General features: G+C 65.0%; 12 protein-coding genes and 1 tRNA gene. 11 read left to right on the top strand and 2 right to left on the bottom strand.

Going from position 1 to position 15119, the window contains the following annotated elements; all coding sequences use genetic code 11:
- Positions 1 to 6: 6 nt before the first annotated feature.
- Positions 7 to 804 (top strand): crotonase/enoyl-CoA hydratase family protein, encoded by a 798-nt coding sequence (locus SPMU_RS04585; protein ID WP_088332322.1) that lies wholly within the window; start codon positions 7 to 9, stop codon positions 802 to 804.
- A 71-nt stretch (positions 805 to 875) separates the two neighbouring features.
- Here the strand turns inward: SPMU_RS04585 and SPMU_RS04580 are convergent, their stop codons facing one another.
- Positions 876 to 1466, bottom strand: a complete 591-nt coding sequence (locus tag SPMU_RS04580) for a DUF924 family protein (RefSeq protein WP_088332320.1) — start codon at positions 1464 to 1466, stop codon at positions 876 to 878.
- On the opposite strand from SPMU_RS04580, the gene SPMU_RS04575 reads away from it, so the two are divergent.
- From SPMU_RS04575 to SPMU_RS04565, 3 genes are all read left to right on the top strand, one after another.
- Positions 1465 to 2709 carry a MiaB/RimO family radical SAM methylthiotransferase gene (locus tag SPMU_RS04575; RefSeq protein ID WP_088332318.1) on the top strand — a complete coding sequence of 415 codons (1245 nt, stop codon included), beginning with the start codon at positions 1465 to 1467 and terminating at the stop codon, positions 2707 to 2709. The two genes, SPMU_RS04580 and SPMU_RS04575, sit on opposite strands and share 2 nt — an antisense overlap.
- Positions 2706 to 3635, top strand: a complete 930-nt coding sequence (gene ftsY, locus SPMU_RS04570; protein WP_088332316.1) for a signal recognition particle-docking protein FtsY — start codon at positions 2706 to 2708, stop codon at positions 3633 to 3635. Before SPMU_RS04575 ends, ftsY begins: the two co-directional genes overlap by 4 nt.
- A gap of 107 nt (positions 3636 to 3742) precedes the next feature.
- Complete coding sequence (locus SPMU_RS04565) at positions 3743 to 4354, top strand: septation protein A (protein ID WP_088332314.1); 612 nt, start codon at positions 3743 to 3745, stop codon at positions 4352 to 4354.
- A 36-nt stretch (positions 4355 to 4390) separates the two neighbouring features.
- On the opposite strand, the gene SPMU_RS04560 is transcribed toward SPMU_RS04565, so the two are convergent.
- On the bottom strand, positions 4391 to 5140 hold the full coding sequence (locus SPMU_RS04560) for a PadR family transcriptional regulator (RefSeq protein WP_245832752.1): 750 nt from the start codon (positions 5138 to 5140) through the stop codon (positions 4391 to 4393).
- Positions 5141 to 5234: 94 nt separating this feature from the next.
- Here SPMU_RS04560 and SPMU_RS04555 point away from each other — a divergent pair, with 94 nt between their 5' ends.
- From SPMU_RS04555 to SPMU_RS04520, 7 genes are all read left to right on the top strand, one after another.
- Positions 5235 to 6563, top strand: a complete 1329-nt coding sequence (locus SPMU_RS04555) for a replication-associated recombination protein A (RefSeq protein WP_088332312.1) — start codon at positions 5235 to 5237, stop codon at positions 6561 to 6563.
- 88 nt (positions 6564 to 6651) lie between these two features.
- The gene (locus tag SPMU_RS04550; RefSeq protein ID WP_088333165.1) at positions 6652 to 8946 is read left to right on the top strand and encodes an FdhF/YdeP family oxidoreductase; all 2295 of its coding nucleotides are present in this window, start codon (positions 6652 to 6654) and stop codon (positions 8944 to 8946) included.
- 147 nt (positions 8947 to 9093) lie between these two features.
- Positions 9094 to 10509: a serine hydrolase domain-containing protein gene (locus tag SPMU_RS04545; RefSeq protein ID WP_088333164.1), complete on the top strand. Its 1416-nt coding sequence runs from the start codon at positions 9094 to 9096 to the stop codon at positions 10507 to 10509.
- A gap of 161 nt (positions 10510 to 10670) precedes the next feature.
- Positions 10671 to 11519, top strand: coding sequence for a hypothetical protein (locus SPMU_RS04540; protein WP_088332310.1), 849 nt, complete (start codon positions 10671 to 10673; stop codon positions 11517 to 11519).
- A gap of 19 nt (positions 11520 to 11538) precedes the next feature.
- Positions 11539 to 11614, top strand: a tRNA-Thr gene (locus SPMU_RS04535).
- 509 nt (positions 11615 to 12123) lie between these two features.
- Positions 12124 to 12819: an endonuclease/exonuclease/phosphatase family protein gene (locus SPMU_RS04525; RefSeq protein WP_088332306.1), complete on the top strand. Its 696-nt coding sequence runs from the start codon at positions 12124 to 12126 to the stop codon at positions 12817 to 12819.
- Positions 12816 to 15101 (top strand): patatin-like protein, encoded by a 2286-nt coding sequence (locus SPMU_RS04520; RefSeq protein ID WP_088332304.1) that lies wholly within the window; start codon positions 12816 to 12818, stop codon positions 15099 to 15101. Before SPMU_RS04525 ends, SPMU_RS04520 begins: the two co-directional genes overlap by 4 nt.
- Positions 15102 to 15119: the final 18 nt, after the last annotated feature.

The raw sequence follows: 15119 nt of genomic DNA, 5'->3' as shown, positions 1-15119 counted from the left end.
TCATCCATGACCTTTGTTACCACCGAGATCCGCGGCGCAATCGCCATCCTTCGTCTGAATCGACCCGACGCGATGAACGCGCTGGGTGCGGATGGCGATGGCGAGGCGGTGCGTGCCGCGTGCGACGCGCTGAACGCTGACATGTCGATCCGCTGCGTCATCCTGACCGGGGAGGGACGAGCGTTTTCGGCCGGCGGCGACATCAAGAAGATGGCGGACCCGGCGGGGCCGTTCTCCGGTTCGGGGCTCGGCATCCGCAGCCATTATCAGCGCAACATCCACCGTATCGCGCGGGCGCTGTTCTCGCTCGACATGCCGGTGATCGCTGCGGTCAACGGCCCGGCGATCGGCCTCGGCTGCGACGTGGCGTGCATGGCGGACATCCGCATCGCCAGCGACAAGGCGAAGTTCGGCGTCACCTTCCTGAAACTTGGGCTAGTGCCGGGCGATGGCGGCTCCTGGCTGTTGCCGCGGACGATCGGGATGAGCCGGGCAGCCGAGCTGTTCTTCACCGGCGACGTGGTGGATGCGAACACGGCCGCCGAATGGGGGCTCGTCAGCCGCGTGGTATCGCATGATAGCCTGATGGACGAAGCGCTTGCGCTCGCCGGCAAAATCGCTGCCCTGCCCCCGCATTCGCTCCGCCTGACCAAGTCGCTGCTGCGGCAGGGGCAGACGAGCACCTATGATCAGGCGCTTGATTCGGCATCTACGGCACAGGCGGTGAGCCATGCCACCGCCGACCACCGCGAAGGCGTGGCGGCCCTGCTAGAGAAGCGTGAGGCAGTGTTCCGGGGAGCGTGACCGGCTAGCATCGCCGAGGAGGCGCTCGCCGCCGCGCCTCACTTAGCGACGCCCTGCTCGACGCATGGGTCTTATCCCTTCGGCGGCCCGAAACTGTCGGCGTCGGCATCGTCGAGATACGCGCGTTCCTGCGGCGTCGTCTGGCGTCCGAGCACCGCATTGCGGGTCGGGAAGCGCCCGAATCGCGCAACGATCTCGAGATGCCCGATGGCATAGGACAGGTTGTCGCCGCCAAGCTCGGAGAACTTGGCGACGCTGAGCCGTTGCAACGCGATGTCCTCTGCATGAATCAATGGCATGTACAGGAAGGCGCGCTCCTCCGGGGCGTAACGCGCTTCCCAGCCGCGCTCGATTGCCAGTTGGCACAGCGCCACCGCAAGCGCATCCGCCTCATAGGCGCGCGGCGAATCACGATAAATGTTGCGGGAAAATTGATCGAGCAGCACGATCGCGGCGAGCAGCTGATCCGGGCCGTCGCGCCAATCTTCCGCCTCCGTCCGGTACACCGTGTCGCGCAAGGCGCCGAACCGCTCGGCGATCTCCTGGTCCAGTGCCGCGTCCCTGGCGAACTGCTTTTCCATCGGCAGCGCGAACCAGAAGTCCAGCACCTCCTGCGCCGCATCGTGGACTATCGCGTGCTCGGCCCCTAGATCGCCCCTCATGCTTCCCTCCCGTTCGCCCGATGTGATCACGCTGGGCTGTCGTTTGAACCTTGCCGAGAGCGAAACGATTCGCGCGCTCGTCGGTGCCGACGATATGGTGGTGATCAACGGCTGTGGTGTGACAAACGAAGCCATGCGGCAGACGCGCGTGGCCATCCGGCGGGCACGCCGCGATCGGCCGGAGGCAAAGATCGTCGTTACCGGCTGCGCATCGGAGATGGACCACGACGCGTTCGCCGCCATGCCCGAGGTCGACCGGGTGGTGCCCAATGCGGCGAAGCTGCTGCCCGCAACGTGGGGGGCCTTCCCCAATCAAAGGCCCGCCCGCCGGCACGCGCGCGCGTTTCTGGGCGTGCAGAATGGGTGCGATCATGCCTGCACCTTTTGTGCGATCCCGATGGGGCGCGGGCCAAGCCGTTCGGAGCCTGTCGGCCAGGTCGTTTCCGCAGCCGCCGAGCTCGTGCAGCAGGGCGCGCGCGAGATCGTGCTGACCGGCGTTGACCTGACGAGCTATGACGGCGGGCTTGGCGCGTTGGTCGAGGCGGTGCTTGTCGGCGTGCCGGCGCTGCCGCGCCTGCGCCTTTCCTCGCTAGACACGATAGAGATCGACGACCGGCTATTCGAGCTGATCACGGGGGAGCCGAGGGTGATGCCGCATGTTCACCTGTCGCTGCAGGCGGGGGACGATCTGATCCTGAAGCGCATGAAGCGGCGGCATCTGCGCGCGGAGGCGATCGCCACCGTGGAGCGGCTGAAAGCAAGGCGCGACATTGCTGTCGGTGCAGACCTGATCGCCGGCTTTCCCACGGAGAGCGAGGCGGCGTTTGCCAATACGCTGGCGCTGATCGACGATTGCGACATCGTTCATGCCCATGTGTTTCCTTATTCGCCGCGCACCGGTACGCCCGCCGCGCGCATGCCGCAGGTATCGCCGGTGGTGGCGCGAGCCCGCGCTGCCCAGCTTCGCGAAGCGGCTGACCGGCGGCGGCGCAGCTGGCTTGCATCGCTGGTCGGCACCACGCAGCGAATCGTGATAGAGAAGCCGGGCGACCGCGGCCACGCCGAGAATTTTGCCGAGATACGGCTAGTCGATCCAAGCCTAGCTCCGCAGGATCATGCCACAACGGCTTTGCCTAGTGCTGATGCTGCCCTATCGGCCGTTCGGATGGGAAAGATCGGGGACGTCCGTTCCGTATCCATCATAGACGCTGCCCACGATCACCTCATTGGGATTCCTGCATGACTGACCAGCGTTCCTGGCATGACAAGCTTCTTGGCGGTTTCCGCCGCACGTCCGACCGGCTGGTCGGCAATCTCGCGGGGCTCGGCACCGCGCGGCTGGACGAGGAAACGCTCGACGAGGTCGAGGAAGCGCTGATCGCGTCGGATCTCGGCCCCCAGACTGCCACGCGCATCCGCACCCGGCTGGCGGAGGGCAGCTTCGAGCGCAACATGGAGGAGCTCGGCATCCGACTGGTCGTAGCCGAGGAAGTGGAAAAGGTGCTGGCGCAAGTCGCCAAGCCGCTGGAGATCGATGCCTTTCCCCGGCCGCAGGTGATCCTGGTGATTGGGGTGAACGGGTCGGGCAAGACCACTACGATCGCCAAGTTGGCGCACCTGTTCATGGAGCAGGATTATGGCGTGATGCTGGCGGCGGGCGATACGTTTCGTGCCGCGGCCATCGGCCAGCTTGCAACCTGGGCCGAGCGGGTCGGCGTGCCGATCGTGACGGGGCCCGAGGGCGGCGACGCGGCCGGCATCGTCTGGGATGCCGTAAAGAAGGCGACCGAGACCGGCATCGACGTGCTGATCGTCGACACGGCGGGGCGCCTGCAGAACAAGCGCGAGTTGATGGACGAACTGGCCAAGATCCGGCGCGTGCTGGGCCGCATCAACCCCGCCTCACCGCATGACGTGGTGCTCGTGCTCGATGCAACCACTGGGCAGAACGCGTTGAGCCAGATCGAGGTGTTCAAGGAAGTGGCGGGTGTGACGGGCCTCGTCATGACCAAGCTCGACGGCACTGCACGCGGCGGCGTGCTGGTGGCAGCGGCGGAGCGTTATGGCCTGCCCATCCATGCCATCGGCGTTGGCGAATCGATGAACGATCTGCGGCCGTTCGATCCCAATGAGGTGAGCCGCATCATCGCCGGCGTCGATCGCGGGTGATGAACCCCGGCGACGCTCGGCTGTTGTGATCATGTCGTGACCCTGCTGGTACGACGGCGGGGATAGAAGAACGCCTGCTGCCGCGCGGCAGGCGAACGGAGTATAACTTGACCGAAGCGCGCAAACCTTCCCCCGGCCTGCGGCTGGCGCTCGATTACGGGCCGCTGCTCGTGTTCTTCGCGTTCAATTTCCTGACGCCGGGCCCAGCCATCGCACGCATCATCGCCGCGACCGGCGCATTCATGCTCGCGATGGTTGTCGCGCTTGCCATCTCTTGGTGGAAAACCCGGCACATCCCGCCGATGCTGCTGATCTCGGGCGCGCTGGTGATCGTGTTCGGTGGGCTGACGATCTGGTTCCAGGACGAACGCTTCATCAAGATGAAGCCGACATTTGTTTACGCCATCTTCGCGGCAACGCTGGGCATCGGCCTCGCGACCGGGCGCCCGCTGCTACAAATGCTGCTGGAGAGTGCCTATCCTGGGCTGACCGCAGAGGGCTGGCGCAAGCTGACGCGGAATTGGGCGCTGTTCTTCGTGTTCATGGCCGTGCTGAACGAAACCGTGTGGCGGAACACAAGCACTGACTTCTGGGTCGGCTTCAAGCTCTGGGGCGCGATCCCGCTGACGCTGGTATTCGCGATCGCCAACGTGCCGATGCTGATGCGGCATGGCCTACAGGCGGGCGACGCACCCGCGACCATCCCGCCGCAGGAATAGCCCGGCAGCGACTCTGGGCCGCCGGGCGATCAGCAATCAGCCGAGGCGCTCGATCCTCTGCGCGGCCTCGTCGATCAACGCTGCGACCTGAAGCAGCGTTTCATCGCTGGTCTCGCCTTGCCCGAGGCGATCCTGAAGCGCGACCTTCAGGTTGATCATCGCACGGCGCACCGGCGTTGCATCGGTGCGCTTGTGCTTTTCCCCGACCGTGGACAGGCGGGTGAACAGCTTGCCGACCCGCTCTTCGTTCTCGACCAGTTCGGCGCTGCCGGCACCGGTGATGGAGAAGCGACGACGGCCTTCGCCATCATCGTCGCCCGCCACGTGCCCGCTTTCGCTGAGCATGGTGAGCGTGGGATAGATGACGCCCGGCGAGGGCGCGTAGCCGCCGCCGGCCAGTTCTTCGATCGACTTGATCAGTTCATAGCCGTGACGCGGCTCATCCGCGATCAGCTTCAGGAGCACGAGGCGAAGCTCGCCATTGTCGAACATGCGGGCGCGACGCAGGCCGACGAGCTTGCCCATCCCCTTGCCCGCAGCGCGGCCGGCACGGGCCTTGGCTGCCTTGGGACCAACGCCGGCTTTAGGCCCGCGGACTTTCCCGCCGCGCGCAGCAGCTGCACCGCCGGCCGCGGCGGCCGCGGCGGCAACGCCAGCCGCAACACGAGCAGCCCGACCCATGCGCTTCTTCTCGCCGGCGCCCGCCTCACGTGCAGCCTTTCGCGCGGCAGCGCGACGAGGTCCGACCCGCTTGGCGCCCCTGCCCGTCGCTTCTTCGGTTTCCATGTCAAACACTCCTTAAGATAGTTACAAGATATATCTTGGGTCGCGCGCGTCAACCCTGCTGGGAAAGTTTCGGCGCAGCGCCTATGTGAGCCGCATGGCTGATCTCTTCGCCGGTTTCGGAACGCAGGCCGAAAGCGCCGCACCAGCGGCGGACGCTCCCCTGGCCGAACGCCTGCGTCCTTCCACGCTTGCCGATGTGGTGGGGCAGCAACACCTGACTGCGCCCGACGGCGCGATCGGCCGTATGATCGCGGCTGGCCGGCTATCGTCGATGATCCTGTGGGGCCCGCCCGGCGTGGGCAAGACGACCATCTCGCGCCTGATCGCGCGTGAGGCCGGATATGAATTCATGCAGCTGTCCGCCGTGTCGACGGGACTGGCGGATTTGAGAAAGGCAATCGCGGCCGCGGCGGGGCTGCGGGGGGCGACCGGCCGCGCCACTGCCGTGTTCATTGACGAATTGCACCGATTCTCCCGCCCCGTACAGGATGCGATGCTGCCGGCGCTGGAAGACGGAACGTTCACGCTGATCGGCGCGACGACGGAAAACCCCAGCTTCAGCCTGGTGTCCGCCTTGCTCTCGCGTGCCAAGGTCTTCACGCTGAAGCGGCTCGGCGAGGACGATCTGGAGCAAGTGATAGTCCGCGCGGAGCAGCACTTCGGGAAGCCGTTGCCGCTCGATCCCGTCGCACGCGGGGCATTGATCGGAATGGCGGATGGCGACGCGCGTTATCTGCTGGGGCTTTGCGATGATCTGTTCGCGATCGGCACCGATCACCCGCTCGATGTTCAGCGATTGGCGGAGATCGTGCAGGCGCGCGCGCCCCTGTACGACAAGGGGCAGGAAGAGCATTTCAACATGCTCAGCTCCTTTCACAAAAGCTTGCGCGGCAGCGACGTGGACGCTGCCATGTACTGGGCGACGCGGATGCTGGCGGGCGGTGAGGATCCGGCGGTGGTCTTTCGCCGCTTGTTGTGCGCGGCGTCGGAAGATGTCGGCATGGCCGATCCGCAGGCGATGGTTCAGGTGCTGACCGCGTGGCAGGCATTCGAGCGGACCGGCTTGCCGGAAGGCCGGCTCTTCATGGCGCAGGCGATCGCTTATGTGGCGACCGCACCCAAGTCCAACGCGGCCTATCTTGCGTTCGACAAAGCGGCCGCGCTGGCGCGAAAGACGGGCTCGTTGCCGCCGCCCAAGCACATCCTCAATGCGCCAACCGCGCTCATGAAGGAGCTGGGATATCACGACGGTTATCAGTATGATCACGACCGGCCCGACGCCTTTTCCGGTCAGGAATTCTATCCCGACGACATCGCGGCCAGCGCCCCGGAAGCGCTTTACCAGCCCAACGAGCGAGGATTCGAGCGCGAGATTCGTAAGCGGCTCGCCTTTTGGTCAGCGCGCCGGCAGTCCGGACGATAGCGGCTCGGCGCATCGGCTGGCCTGACAGGCGATCGCCATGCATCCTCGCCGGTGCTCGGTGGTTCTGTCATCAAGCGAGGAGACGGTGATGGGCACGGAACGGGACAAGGGCGCGGAACAGGGCACCGTCCATTATTCAGGCACGGAGGGCGGCTGGGGTTCGGTGCGCGGCATCGTGGAAACAGCGCTGCGTGAACGGCCGAAGCCCGCCGCGCTTGACGCGCTGCGGCGCCAGAACAAGCCCGGCGGCTTCATGTGCGTCTCCTGCGCATGGACGAAGCCCAAGCATCCGCACACGTTCGAATTCTGCGAAAACGGCGCCAAGGCGACGCTGTGGGAGCTGACCAGCAGACGCTGCACCCCCGAGTTCTTTGCCGAACATACCGTCACGGAGCTGAAGGGCTGGAAGGATTACGATCTGGAGCAGACCGGGCGGCTGACGCATCCGATGCGCTACGATCATGCAACGGACAAATATGTGCCGTGCAGCTGGAACGAGGCGTTCGACGCGATCGGCCGTGAGTTGAAGGCGATCGACCCCAAGTCCGCCATTTTCTACTCCTCGGGCCGGGCAAGCCTGGAAACGAGCTACATGTACGCGCTGTTCGCGCGGCTCTACGGGCACAACAATCTGCCCGACAGCTCCAACATGTGCCATGAGACCACCTCCGTCGCCCTCAAAGATGTGACGGGATCGCCGGTGGGCACCTGCATCCTTTCGGATTTCGACCTGTGCGATGCGATTTTCTTCTTCGGGCAGAATCCCGGGACCAACTCCCCTCGCCTGCTTCACCCGCTACAGGAAGCAGTGAAGCGCGGCTGCAAGATCGTGACCTTCAATCCGATCCGCGAAAAAGGGTTGGAGGTTTTCAAGAACCCGCAGAGCCCCAAAGAAATGCTCACGCCCGCAGCAACGCCGATCTCCTGCCTGTATCTCCAGGTGAAGACCGGCGGTGATATCGCTGCGATCACCGGCATGATGAAGCACGTATTTGCGAAGGAGGCCGAGCGCTGGGCTGCGGAGAAGATCCACGTCTTGGATGTGGACTTCATCGAGCAGCATACAGACGGCTTTGACGCGCTAAAGGCGCATGTGGATGGCACCAGCTGGGAGCAAATCGAGCAAGAGAGCGGCCTCGTGCGCGCCGACATCGAAGCTGCCGCAGACGTCTATATCGAGGCGAAGCGATCGATCGCGATGTATGGCATGGGGCTGACCCAGCACGTCCATGGCAGCGACAACATCAAACAATTGGTCAACCTGTTCCTGCTGAAGGGGAATATCGGCCGAGACGGCGCCGGCATCTCGCCGGTACGCGGCCACTCGAACGTTCAGGGGCAGCGCACGGTGGGAATCTCGGAGAAGCCCGAGCTGGTGCCGCTCGACAGGCTGGCGGAGCAATATGGCTTTGAGCCGCCCCGTGATGAGGGCCGAACCACGGTGCATGTGTGCGAGGGGATACAGAGCGGAGAGGTGAAAGCCTTCATTGGCTTGGGCGGAAACTTCCTTCGTGCGATCCCGGAGCAGGAACGGATGGAGGCTGCCTGGACAACGCTGCGCCTCACCGTTCAGATCGCCACCAAGCTGAACCGCAGCCACTTGATCAATGGCCAGGTCGCCTATCTGCTGCCCTGCCTTGGTCGCTCGGAAGAGGACATGCAGGTAACGGGGGCGCAGGCTGTCACGATGGAAGACAGCCTCAGCTGCATTCATGGCTCCATCGGTCGCGCCACGCCCGCCTCGCCGGACCTGAAGTCGGAGCCCGCCATCGTCGCCGGGCTCGCGAAGGCAACGCTGCCGCCGAACCCGAAAGTGCGCTGGGACGACTGGGTCGCCGATTACGGCCTGGTCCGCGACGCCATCGAGGAAACCTATCCCGAGCAGTTTCACGACTTCAACAAACGGGTCTTCACGCCGGGCGGCTTCTACCGCGGTAATTCCGCGCGTGAGCGGGTGTGGAAGACGAAGAGCGGCAAGGCAGACTTCACATTGCCTAAGAAGCTGAACAGCTGGGGCACGGAGGACAAGGACGGGCGCTGGCGGCTGATGACGCTGCGCTCCAACGATCAGTTCAACACCACCATCTATGGCTATTCCGATCGTCTGCGCGGGATCGAGGGGACGCGCGATGTTCTGCTCATGAACCCGGACGATATCGCCGCCGCGGGACTGAAGCAGGGGCAGATCGTCGGGCTCGCCAGCGATGCCGACGATGGCATGGACCGGCAGGTCGGCGGACTGACGGTCACGCCCTTTCTGCTGCCGCGCGGATGCATCGGAGGCTATTATCCCGAAATGAACCCGCTGGTGCCGCTGAGCTGGCACGACGAGGAATCGAAGACGCCCGCCGGGAAGAGTGTGCCGGTACGGATCGTGGTGTAGCCACTAGCGGACGTGCGTTGTTTGGCCATTTCGGCGAATGGCAGCGCGTCTCTGGGCGTGGCCGATTTTGAAGAGGAAGAATAGTTGAAGCTCGGTGCAATGGTGGGGAAGATTGGCGTGCCTCAACAAACAATGGCAATTGCGCACATGACGCGCTTTACCCTTCGGTACCGAGTAGCGCGGGTCCTCTCCAGGACGCTCCCGGGGGCTGTGGTGGCGCTTGGCTTGCTTTCGTCGCCCGCGTCCGCCCAGGTGATCGCCGCCGAGCGATCGACCGCATATGAGAATGCCCTTGCCGCCGGGTACAAGGCGCAGGCGCTATGCGAAGGAGTGATCGCAGCTGGACGGACGGAGGCGCAGGTCGAAGCGCTGGAGTTGCGCGGTATCTATTCCGAATACCAGCCGCTTCTGCCGCGGCTGAAAGCAACGGTGGACCGCAAGGCCCGGAGCGTGCTGGTGTCCTTCCCGGGCGACTTGCCCCCGCGGCGCGCGGATTGGGCACCTGGCCTCGGCTGCGTACTGGCGCCGATCGGCGGGACCGCGCGGCTGTGGCCGGCCGGAACCTGGCAGGGGCAGCTGCCAGCCCCGGCCGACGCCCGTCCGTGGCCGCTGGGAGACGGCGGCATCGCTCCGCGCTCCTCCGTCGCGCTTGCTGCCACAATCGACAAGGCATTCGATCGGGCGACGTACAAGGGCGAGACGGTCGGCGTGGTCGTGCTTCGCGACGGCCGCATCGTGGGCGAGAAATACGCCAGCGGCTTTGGTCCGTTCGTTGCCAATCGCACATGGTCCGTGGCGAAGAGCATCGCCGGCACGCTGGTGGGCATCGCGGTGCAGGAGCTGCGTATCGACCCGCAGAAGCCGGCCCAGGTCCCGGAATGGCGGGTCGCCGGTGATCCCCGGCGCAGCATCACGCTCGATCAGCTGCTGCGGATGTCGTCGGGTCTGCACAGCGACCATTATGGCAATCGAACCGACGCGATCTACTTCGGCGGAACCACGGTGACGGAGCAGGCCGCGGGATGGCCGCTCGAAGTGAAGCCGGGCACGCGTTTTCGCTATGCCAACAACGATATCATGCTTGCCGCCCGCGCCGTGCGGGCTGCGATGAACAACGACAAGCGCTATGCCAGGTGGCCGCAGCGGCTTTTCGAGCCGCTGGGAATGCAGCACACCACCGCGGGTACTGACTGGCAGGGCAATTTCATCCTTTCCAGCCAAGTATACACGACGGCACGCGATCTCGCCCGGCTGGGGCAGTTATGGCTTCAGGACGGCGTCTGGCAGGGTAAGCGCCTGCTGCCCGCCGGGTGGATGCGCTACATGACCGCGCCGAGCGGGCCGCAGCCGGCCGAAGGGGCGGGCTATGGCGCGACCATGTGGCTCTTCGGGCCAAAGCAAGGCCTGCCGGCCGGCACTTATTCGGCACAGGGCAATCGCGGGCAGTATGTGATGGTGGTGCCCTCACAGAAGTTGGTGATCGTCCGGCGTGGCGAGGATGGCGCAAGTGCCCGGTTCGACATTGCTCGCTTCACCGCGGACGTAATCCGCGACGGGCAATGAACGACGGGGGTGACGTCGTGGCTTTCGCGTTCGGCTTGCCGCACGAACCCGCGCCACGCCTCGGCTACGGATTCTGCCCAAGGGTCCACACCGTTCGCGACGTGGCCCGACCCGCTCGGCAGAGAGACCACCAAGCGCAGCCGACATGATGAGAGACGACCCTGACACACTTCTCTCAATTCGCAGCAATTGACTGGTCGGGCGCCAAAGGCCGGCGGCACAAGGGCATCGCGCTGGCGCTGTGCCGAACCGGAACGGAGGCACCACGGCTCATCCATGCGCCTGACGGAATATGGTCCCGCTCCCAGATCCTGGACTGGCTGGTGGTGCATGCGGAGGCGCCCTTGCTAGTCGGGATCGACTGCAGCTTTTCAGCGCCATTCGTTGCGCGGGGCGCGCATCTGCCCGGTGAGACACAGACCACGAGCGCGCGGGAGTTGTGGGCGTATGTCGATGCGCAGAGCAGCGACGAGGACCTGGGCGCCGCCTCGTTTCTGGAGCAGCGCCGCGGGCGGCATTTTTACCTGGGCGCGGCGGACGGGACGAAGCGGGACTTCCTGCACTGGCGCGCCTGCGAGATGGCGGAGGGCCACGCGACGAAGCCGACCACCGTTTTCGACGCGATCGGTGCGGCGCAGGTGGCCAAGGCGAGCTTTGCGGGCATGCGCATGCTTCATCATCTTGCCGGGCGAGTGCCGGTTTGGCCATTCGACCCCTTACCTCGGAGGGGCGCGGTGCTGGTTGAGATCTACACCGCCGTCGCCGCGCGCGCCGCCGGCATGCCTCGCGGCCGAAGCAAGCTGCGCGACGCTGTCGCTCTGGACGCGGCGTTGGCAGCCCTCGGCAGTACGCCGCACGTGCCGCTCAGCCGATATGACGACCATGCAACAGATGCGATCCTGGCCGCCGCATGGCTGCGCGCCTGCGCCGATCGAGAAGAATTATGGCGTCCGACCGGCCTGAACGAAGAAATCAGAGCAACGGAAGGCTGGACCTTCGGCGTATCCTGACGCATGAGCCGGCGACCATGCCGGTTTAGCTCAGCTGGTAGAGCAGCGGTTTTGTAAACCGAAGGTCGCGGGTTCGATTCCTGCAACCGGCACCATCATCTGGCGCTACGTGGACGGCGGGCGGGCCGAAGCCTCTGCTCCTCCTCTGCCACGAACCGAACAACCAGCGTCCGGATATAGGCCCAGCGTCGCCGCTCGAATGAACCGACGCGAACGAGCGTCAGCCTCTTGTCGACGTAGCCGATCGGATCATCGACCTGCTCCCCCATCACGCGGCGGGCCCGGATCTTTGCTTCTGTACGCCAGCCGGATGTGGCGCCCGTAAAATAATCGAACAACATCGCAGCGGCGGTAAACCTCTTAGGAAATCAATGCCATAACGCATAACTCCGATCTGGCGGATCATATCCGCGCGGCCGCTACCTCTCCCAACGCGCGGCGCCGCGCCGAGTGTTCGATCGAAGCAAACGCGAGGTGAAGGGCCAGGTGACGCTCTCGTAGCGCCGGCCATTGCACCCGCCGCGGCTTGGGCGCATCGATGCGGTGACCGGCACACGACACAGTGGCGGCAACCTGCCGGCAAGAAGGGCGTTTCACCACCGCAATGATTCGTGTCGCGAGCTACAACATGCGAAAGGCGGTCGGCACTGACCGCCGTCGCAATCCCGAACGCATTCTTGAAGTGCTGCGCGAAGTGGACGCGGATGTGATCGCCCTACAGGAAGCGGATCGCCGCTTCGGCGGGCGCGCCGCCGTGATCACACAGCATCTGCTGGAGGAGCATAGCGATTGGAAGTCGGTTGGCTTTGGCGTGCGCGCAAGCTCCATGGGATGGCACGGGAACGCCCTCCTGGTGCGCAAGGAGAGCCAGATCGTTGATTGCGAGTTGATCCACCTGCCCTCACTCGAACCGCGTGGTGCTGTCATGGCCGACGTTCGGGTGAAAGATTCGATCCTGCGCGTCATCGGCATGCATCTGGATCTCTCCGGCTTGTGGCGGCGTCGCCAAGCAGCCGCGATTCTTAGCCATGTGGCATCGAGCACGCATCCGCGGCCGACGGTAATGATGGGCGATCTCAACGAATGGACGCGCGCCGCCGGGTGCCTGCGCGATTTCGGCCGGGACTTCTCTTTTGCGGAAACAGGACCGAGCTTTCACGCCCGTCGCCCAGTCGGCCGGTTGGACCGCATCATGGTGTCCGAAGACCTGAAGATCGTCGAGTCCGGGGTTCATCATAGTGCCGCAGCCCGGAAGGCCAGTGATCACTTGCCTATCTGGGCCGATGTGCACCCGGTATGATCCGCGACGCCGAACTGCGGCTCGCGCTGGTCTGCTATGGAGGGATCAGCCTTGCCGTCTACATGCACGGGATCACCAAGGAGATCTGGCACGTGGCGCGCGCCAGCCGCGCAAGCCAGGCCGGCGATGCCGTGTCCGCCAGCGCCGCCGTATACGCCGACCTAATTGATGACGTCATGCAGGATACCGGCATCCGCTTGCGTGTCCTCCCCGACATCATTGCCGGTGCGAGCGCCGGTGGAATCAACGGGATCTTTCTCGCCCAGGCTCTGAGTGCCGGCCAGTCGCTCGATCCGCTGACAGACCTCTGGCTGGAGAAGGCCGATGTGGAGGCGCTGATCGCGCCCGGCACGGCGCCCGCCTCGCGCTTCTCCAAGGCTTGGGCGCTCCCCCTTGCATGGATGGCGGCGGGGCGCAGTGCGGACAAGCTGGAGGGGCTCGACGAGGACACGCGTGACGAGGTGCAGGCCAAACTCTCGCACTTCGTTCGATCGCGCTGGTTTGAGCCGCCGTTCGATGGCCCCGGCTTCACCGCAATGCTGCTCGACGCATTCGATGCCATGGCTGCGGCGCCGCGGGGCCCGCGCCTTCTGCCGGAAGGACAGCCGCTCGATCTATTCGTGACAGTGACCGACTTCACAGGACATCCTGAACGTTTGCAGCTGCATTCTCCGGCGGAGGTGGTGGAAACCGAACATCGGCTGATCCTGTCTTTCTCTGACCATGGCCGAGATTGCGAAACGCTTGCCGCAGCCCCCGAGCTGGCGTTTGCGGCACGCGCGACCTCGAGCTTTCCCGGCGCATTTCCGCCGTTCAGCGTTACCGAGCTCGATCAAGTCCTGGAAGCGCGCGCGGCTGCCTGGCCGAGCCGCAGCGCCTTTGTTCAGCGCGTGCTGCCGCACCACGCCGCCGCGAACGCCGTGGAGAAAGCGGCGCTGATCGACGGATCGGTCCTGGCCAACGCGCCCTTTCGGCCCGCCATCAAGGCGCTGACCGAGCGTCCTGCGCGGCGGGCGGTGGACCGCCGGTTCGTCTATATCGATCCCTCCCCGGGCATGAAGTTCCGGCTGACAAGGGGCAACGACGGACAGCCCGGCTTCTTTCAGACGATATTGGGGGCGATCAGCGAACTCCCGCGCAAGCAGCCGATACGGGACAATCTTGAGGACCTCGCGTCCCGTTCTCGCAGCATCGAGCGGATGCGGTCGATCACCGATGCGATGCGTCCTGCCATCGAAGCCGAAGTGGAAGCGCTTTTCGGTCGCACCTTCTTCCTTGACCGCCCCACGCCCGCCCGTCTCTCCGGATGGCGCCGGCGCGCGCAAATGGCCGCTGCCGCTGGTGCAGGGTTCAGCTACGCCCCCTATGCACATTTGAAGATCGCGGGGGTGGTAGAGACGATAACCGCGCTGCTGCATGCGGCAGGTGGTGAGCCAGGGCCACAGCGCTGGGCCAAGATCCGCGACCGCATCGAGGCGGCCTTGCTGTCGCGCGGCTATGATGAAGCCAAGCCTTCGGATGCATCGAGCGCGGCGTCGATCGACTTCCTCCGCACGTTCGACATTGGCTTTAGGATCCGCCGCCTCCGCGTGCTTGCGCGGCGACTGGTTGAACTTGAGGCAGAACACGACGAGGAAGTGCTGCTACGTGTACGGCAGGCGATCTATGACTCGCTGGCAGCGTATCTGGAGCGCAAATTGCCGGAGCCGCACCAGCATCTGCGCGCCACAGTCCGCTCCTTGGAGGGCGACGCTTCCGACCTGCTCGATGAACTTGCCCAATCGCTCGCTCTGACGCGGATCGATGCCGAGACGGACGAGCGCATGGCCGAAGCACTCGCCGGATTGCCACGGGCGCCGCGACGCACGCTTTTGCTGCACTATCTCGGGTTTCCCTATGTCGACCTGGCGACACTGCCGCTGCTGCAGGGCGCTGGCGTGGACGAATTCGATCCCGTCAAAATCGATCGCATCGCGCCTGATGATTGCGTGGCAATCCGACCGGGCGGCGCGGAGGCCACCCTGAAGGGCATACAGTTCAGCAATTTCGGCGCATTCTTCAGCCGTGCCTACCGCGAGAACGATTATCTCTGGGGCAGGCTGCACGGGGCCGAGCGGATGATCGACATCATCGTCTCCGCACTGCCACCGGACACCAGGCTAAAGCCTGGGATCGTCACGGCAGCCAAGCGCCGGGCATTCCACGCGATCCTGGACGAGGAGGAGCCGCGGCTGAAAACGGCCAACGCGCTGATCGCCTCGTTGCGCGCCGAGGTCGGCTGAGGCTGGTCAAAGGGCGCT

This window comes from Sphingomonas mucosissima (genome assembly GCF_002197665.1).
GTDB classification, from domain to species: Bacteria; Pseudomonadota; Alphaproteobacteria; order Sphingomonadales; family Sphingomonadaceae; genus Sphingomonas; species Sphingomonas mucosissima.
The sequence above is the reverse complement of the archived record's forward strand: the minus strand, read 5'-3'. Positions and strand labels throughout refer to the sequence as shown.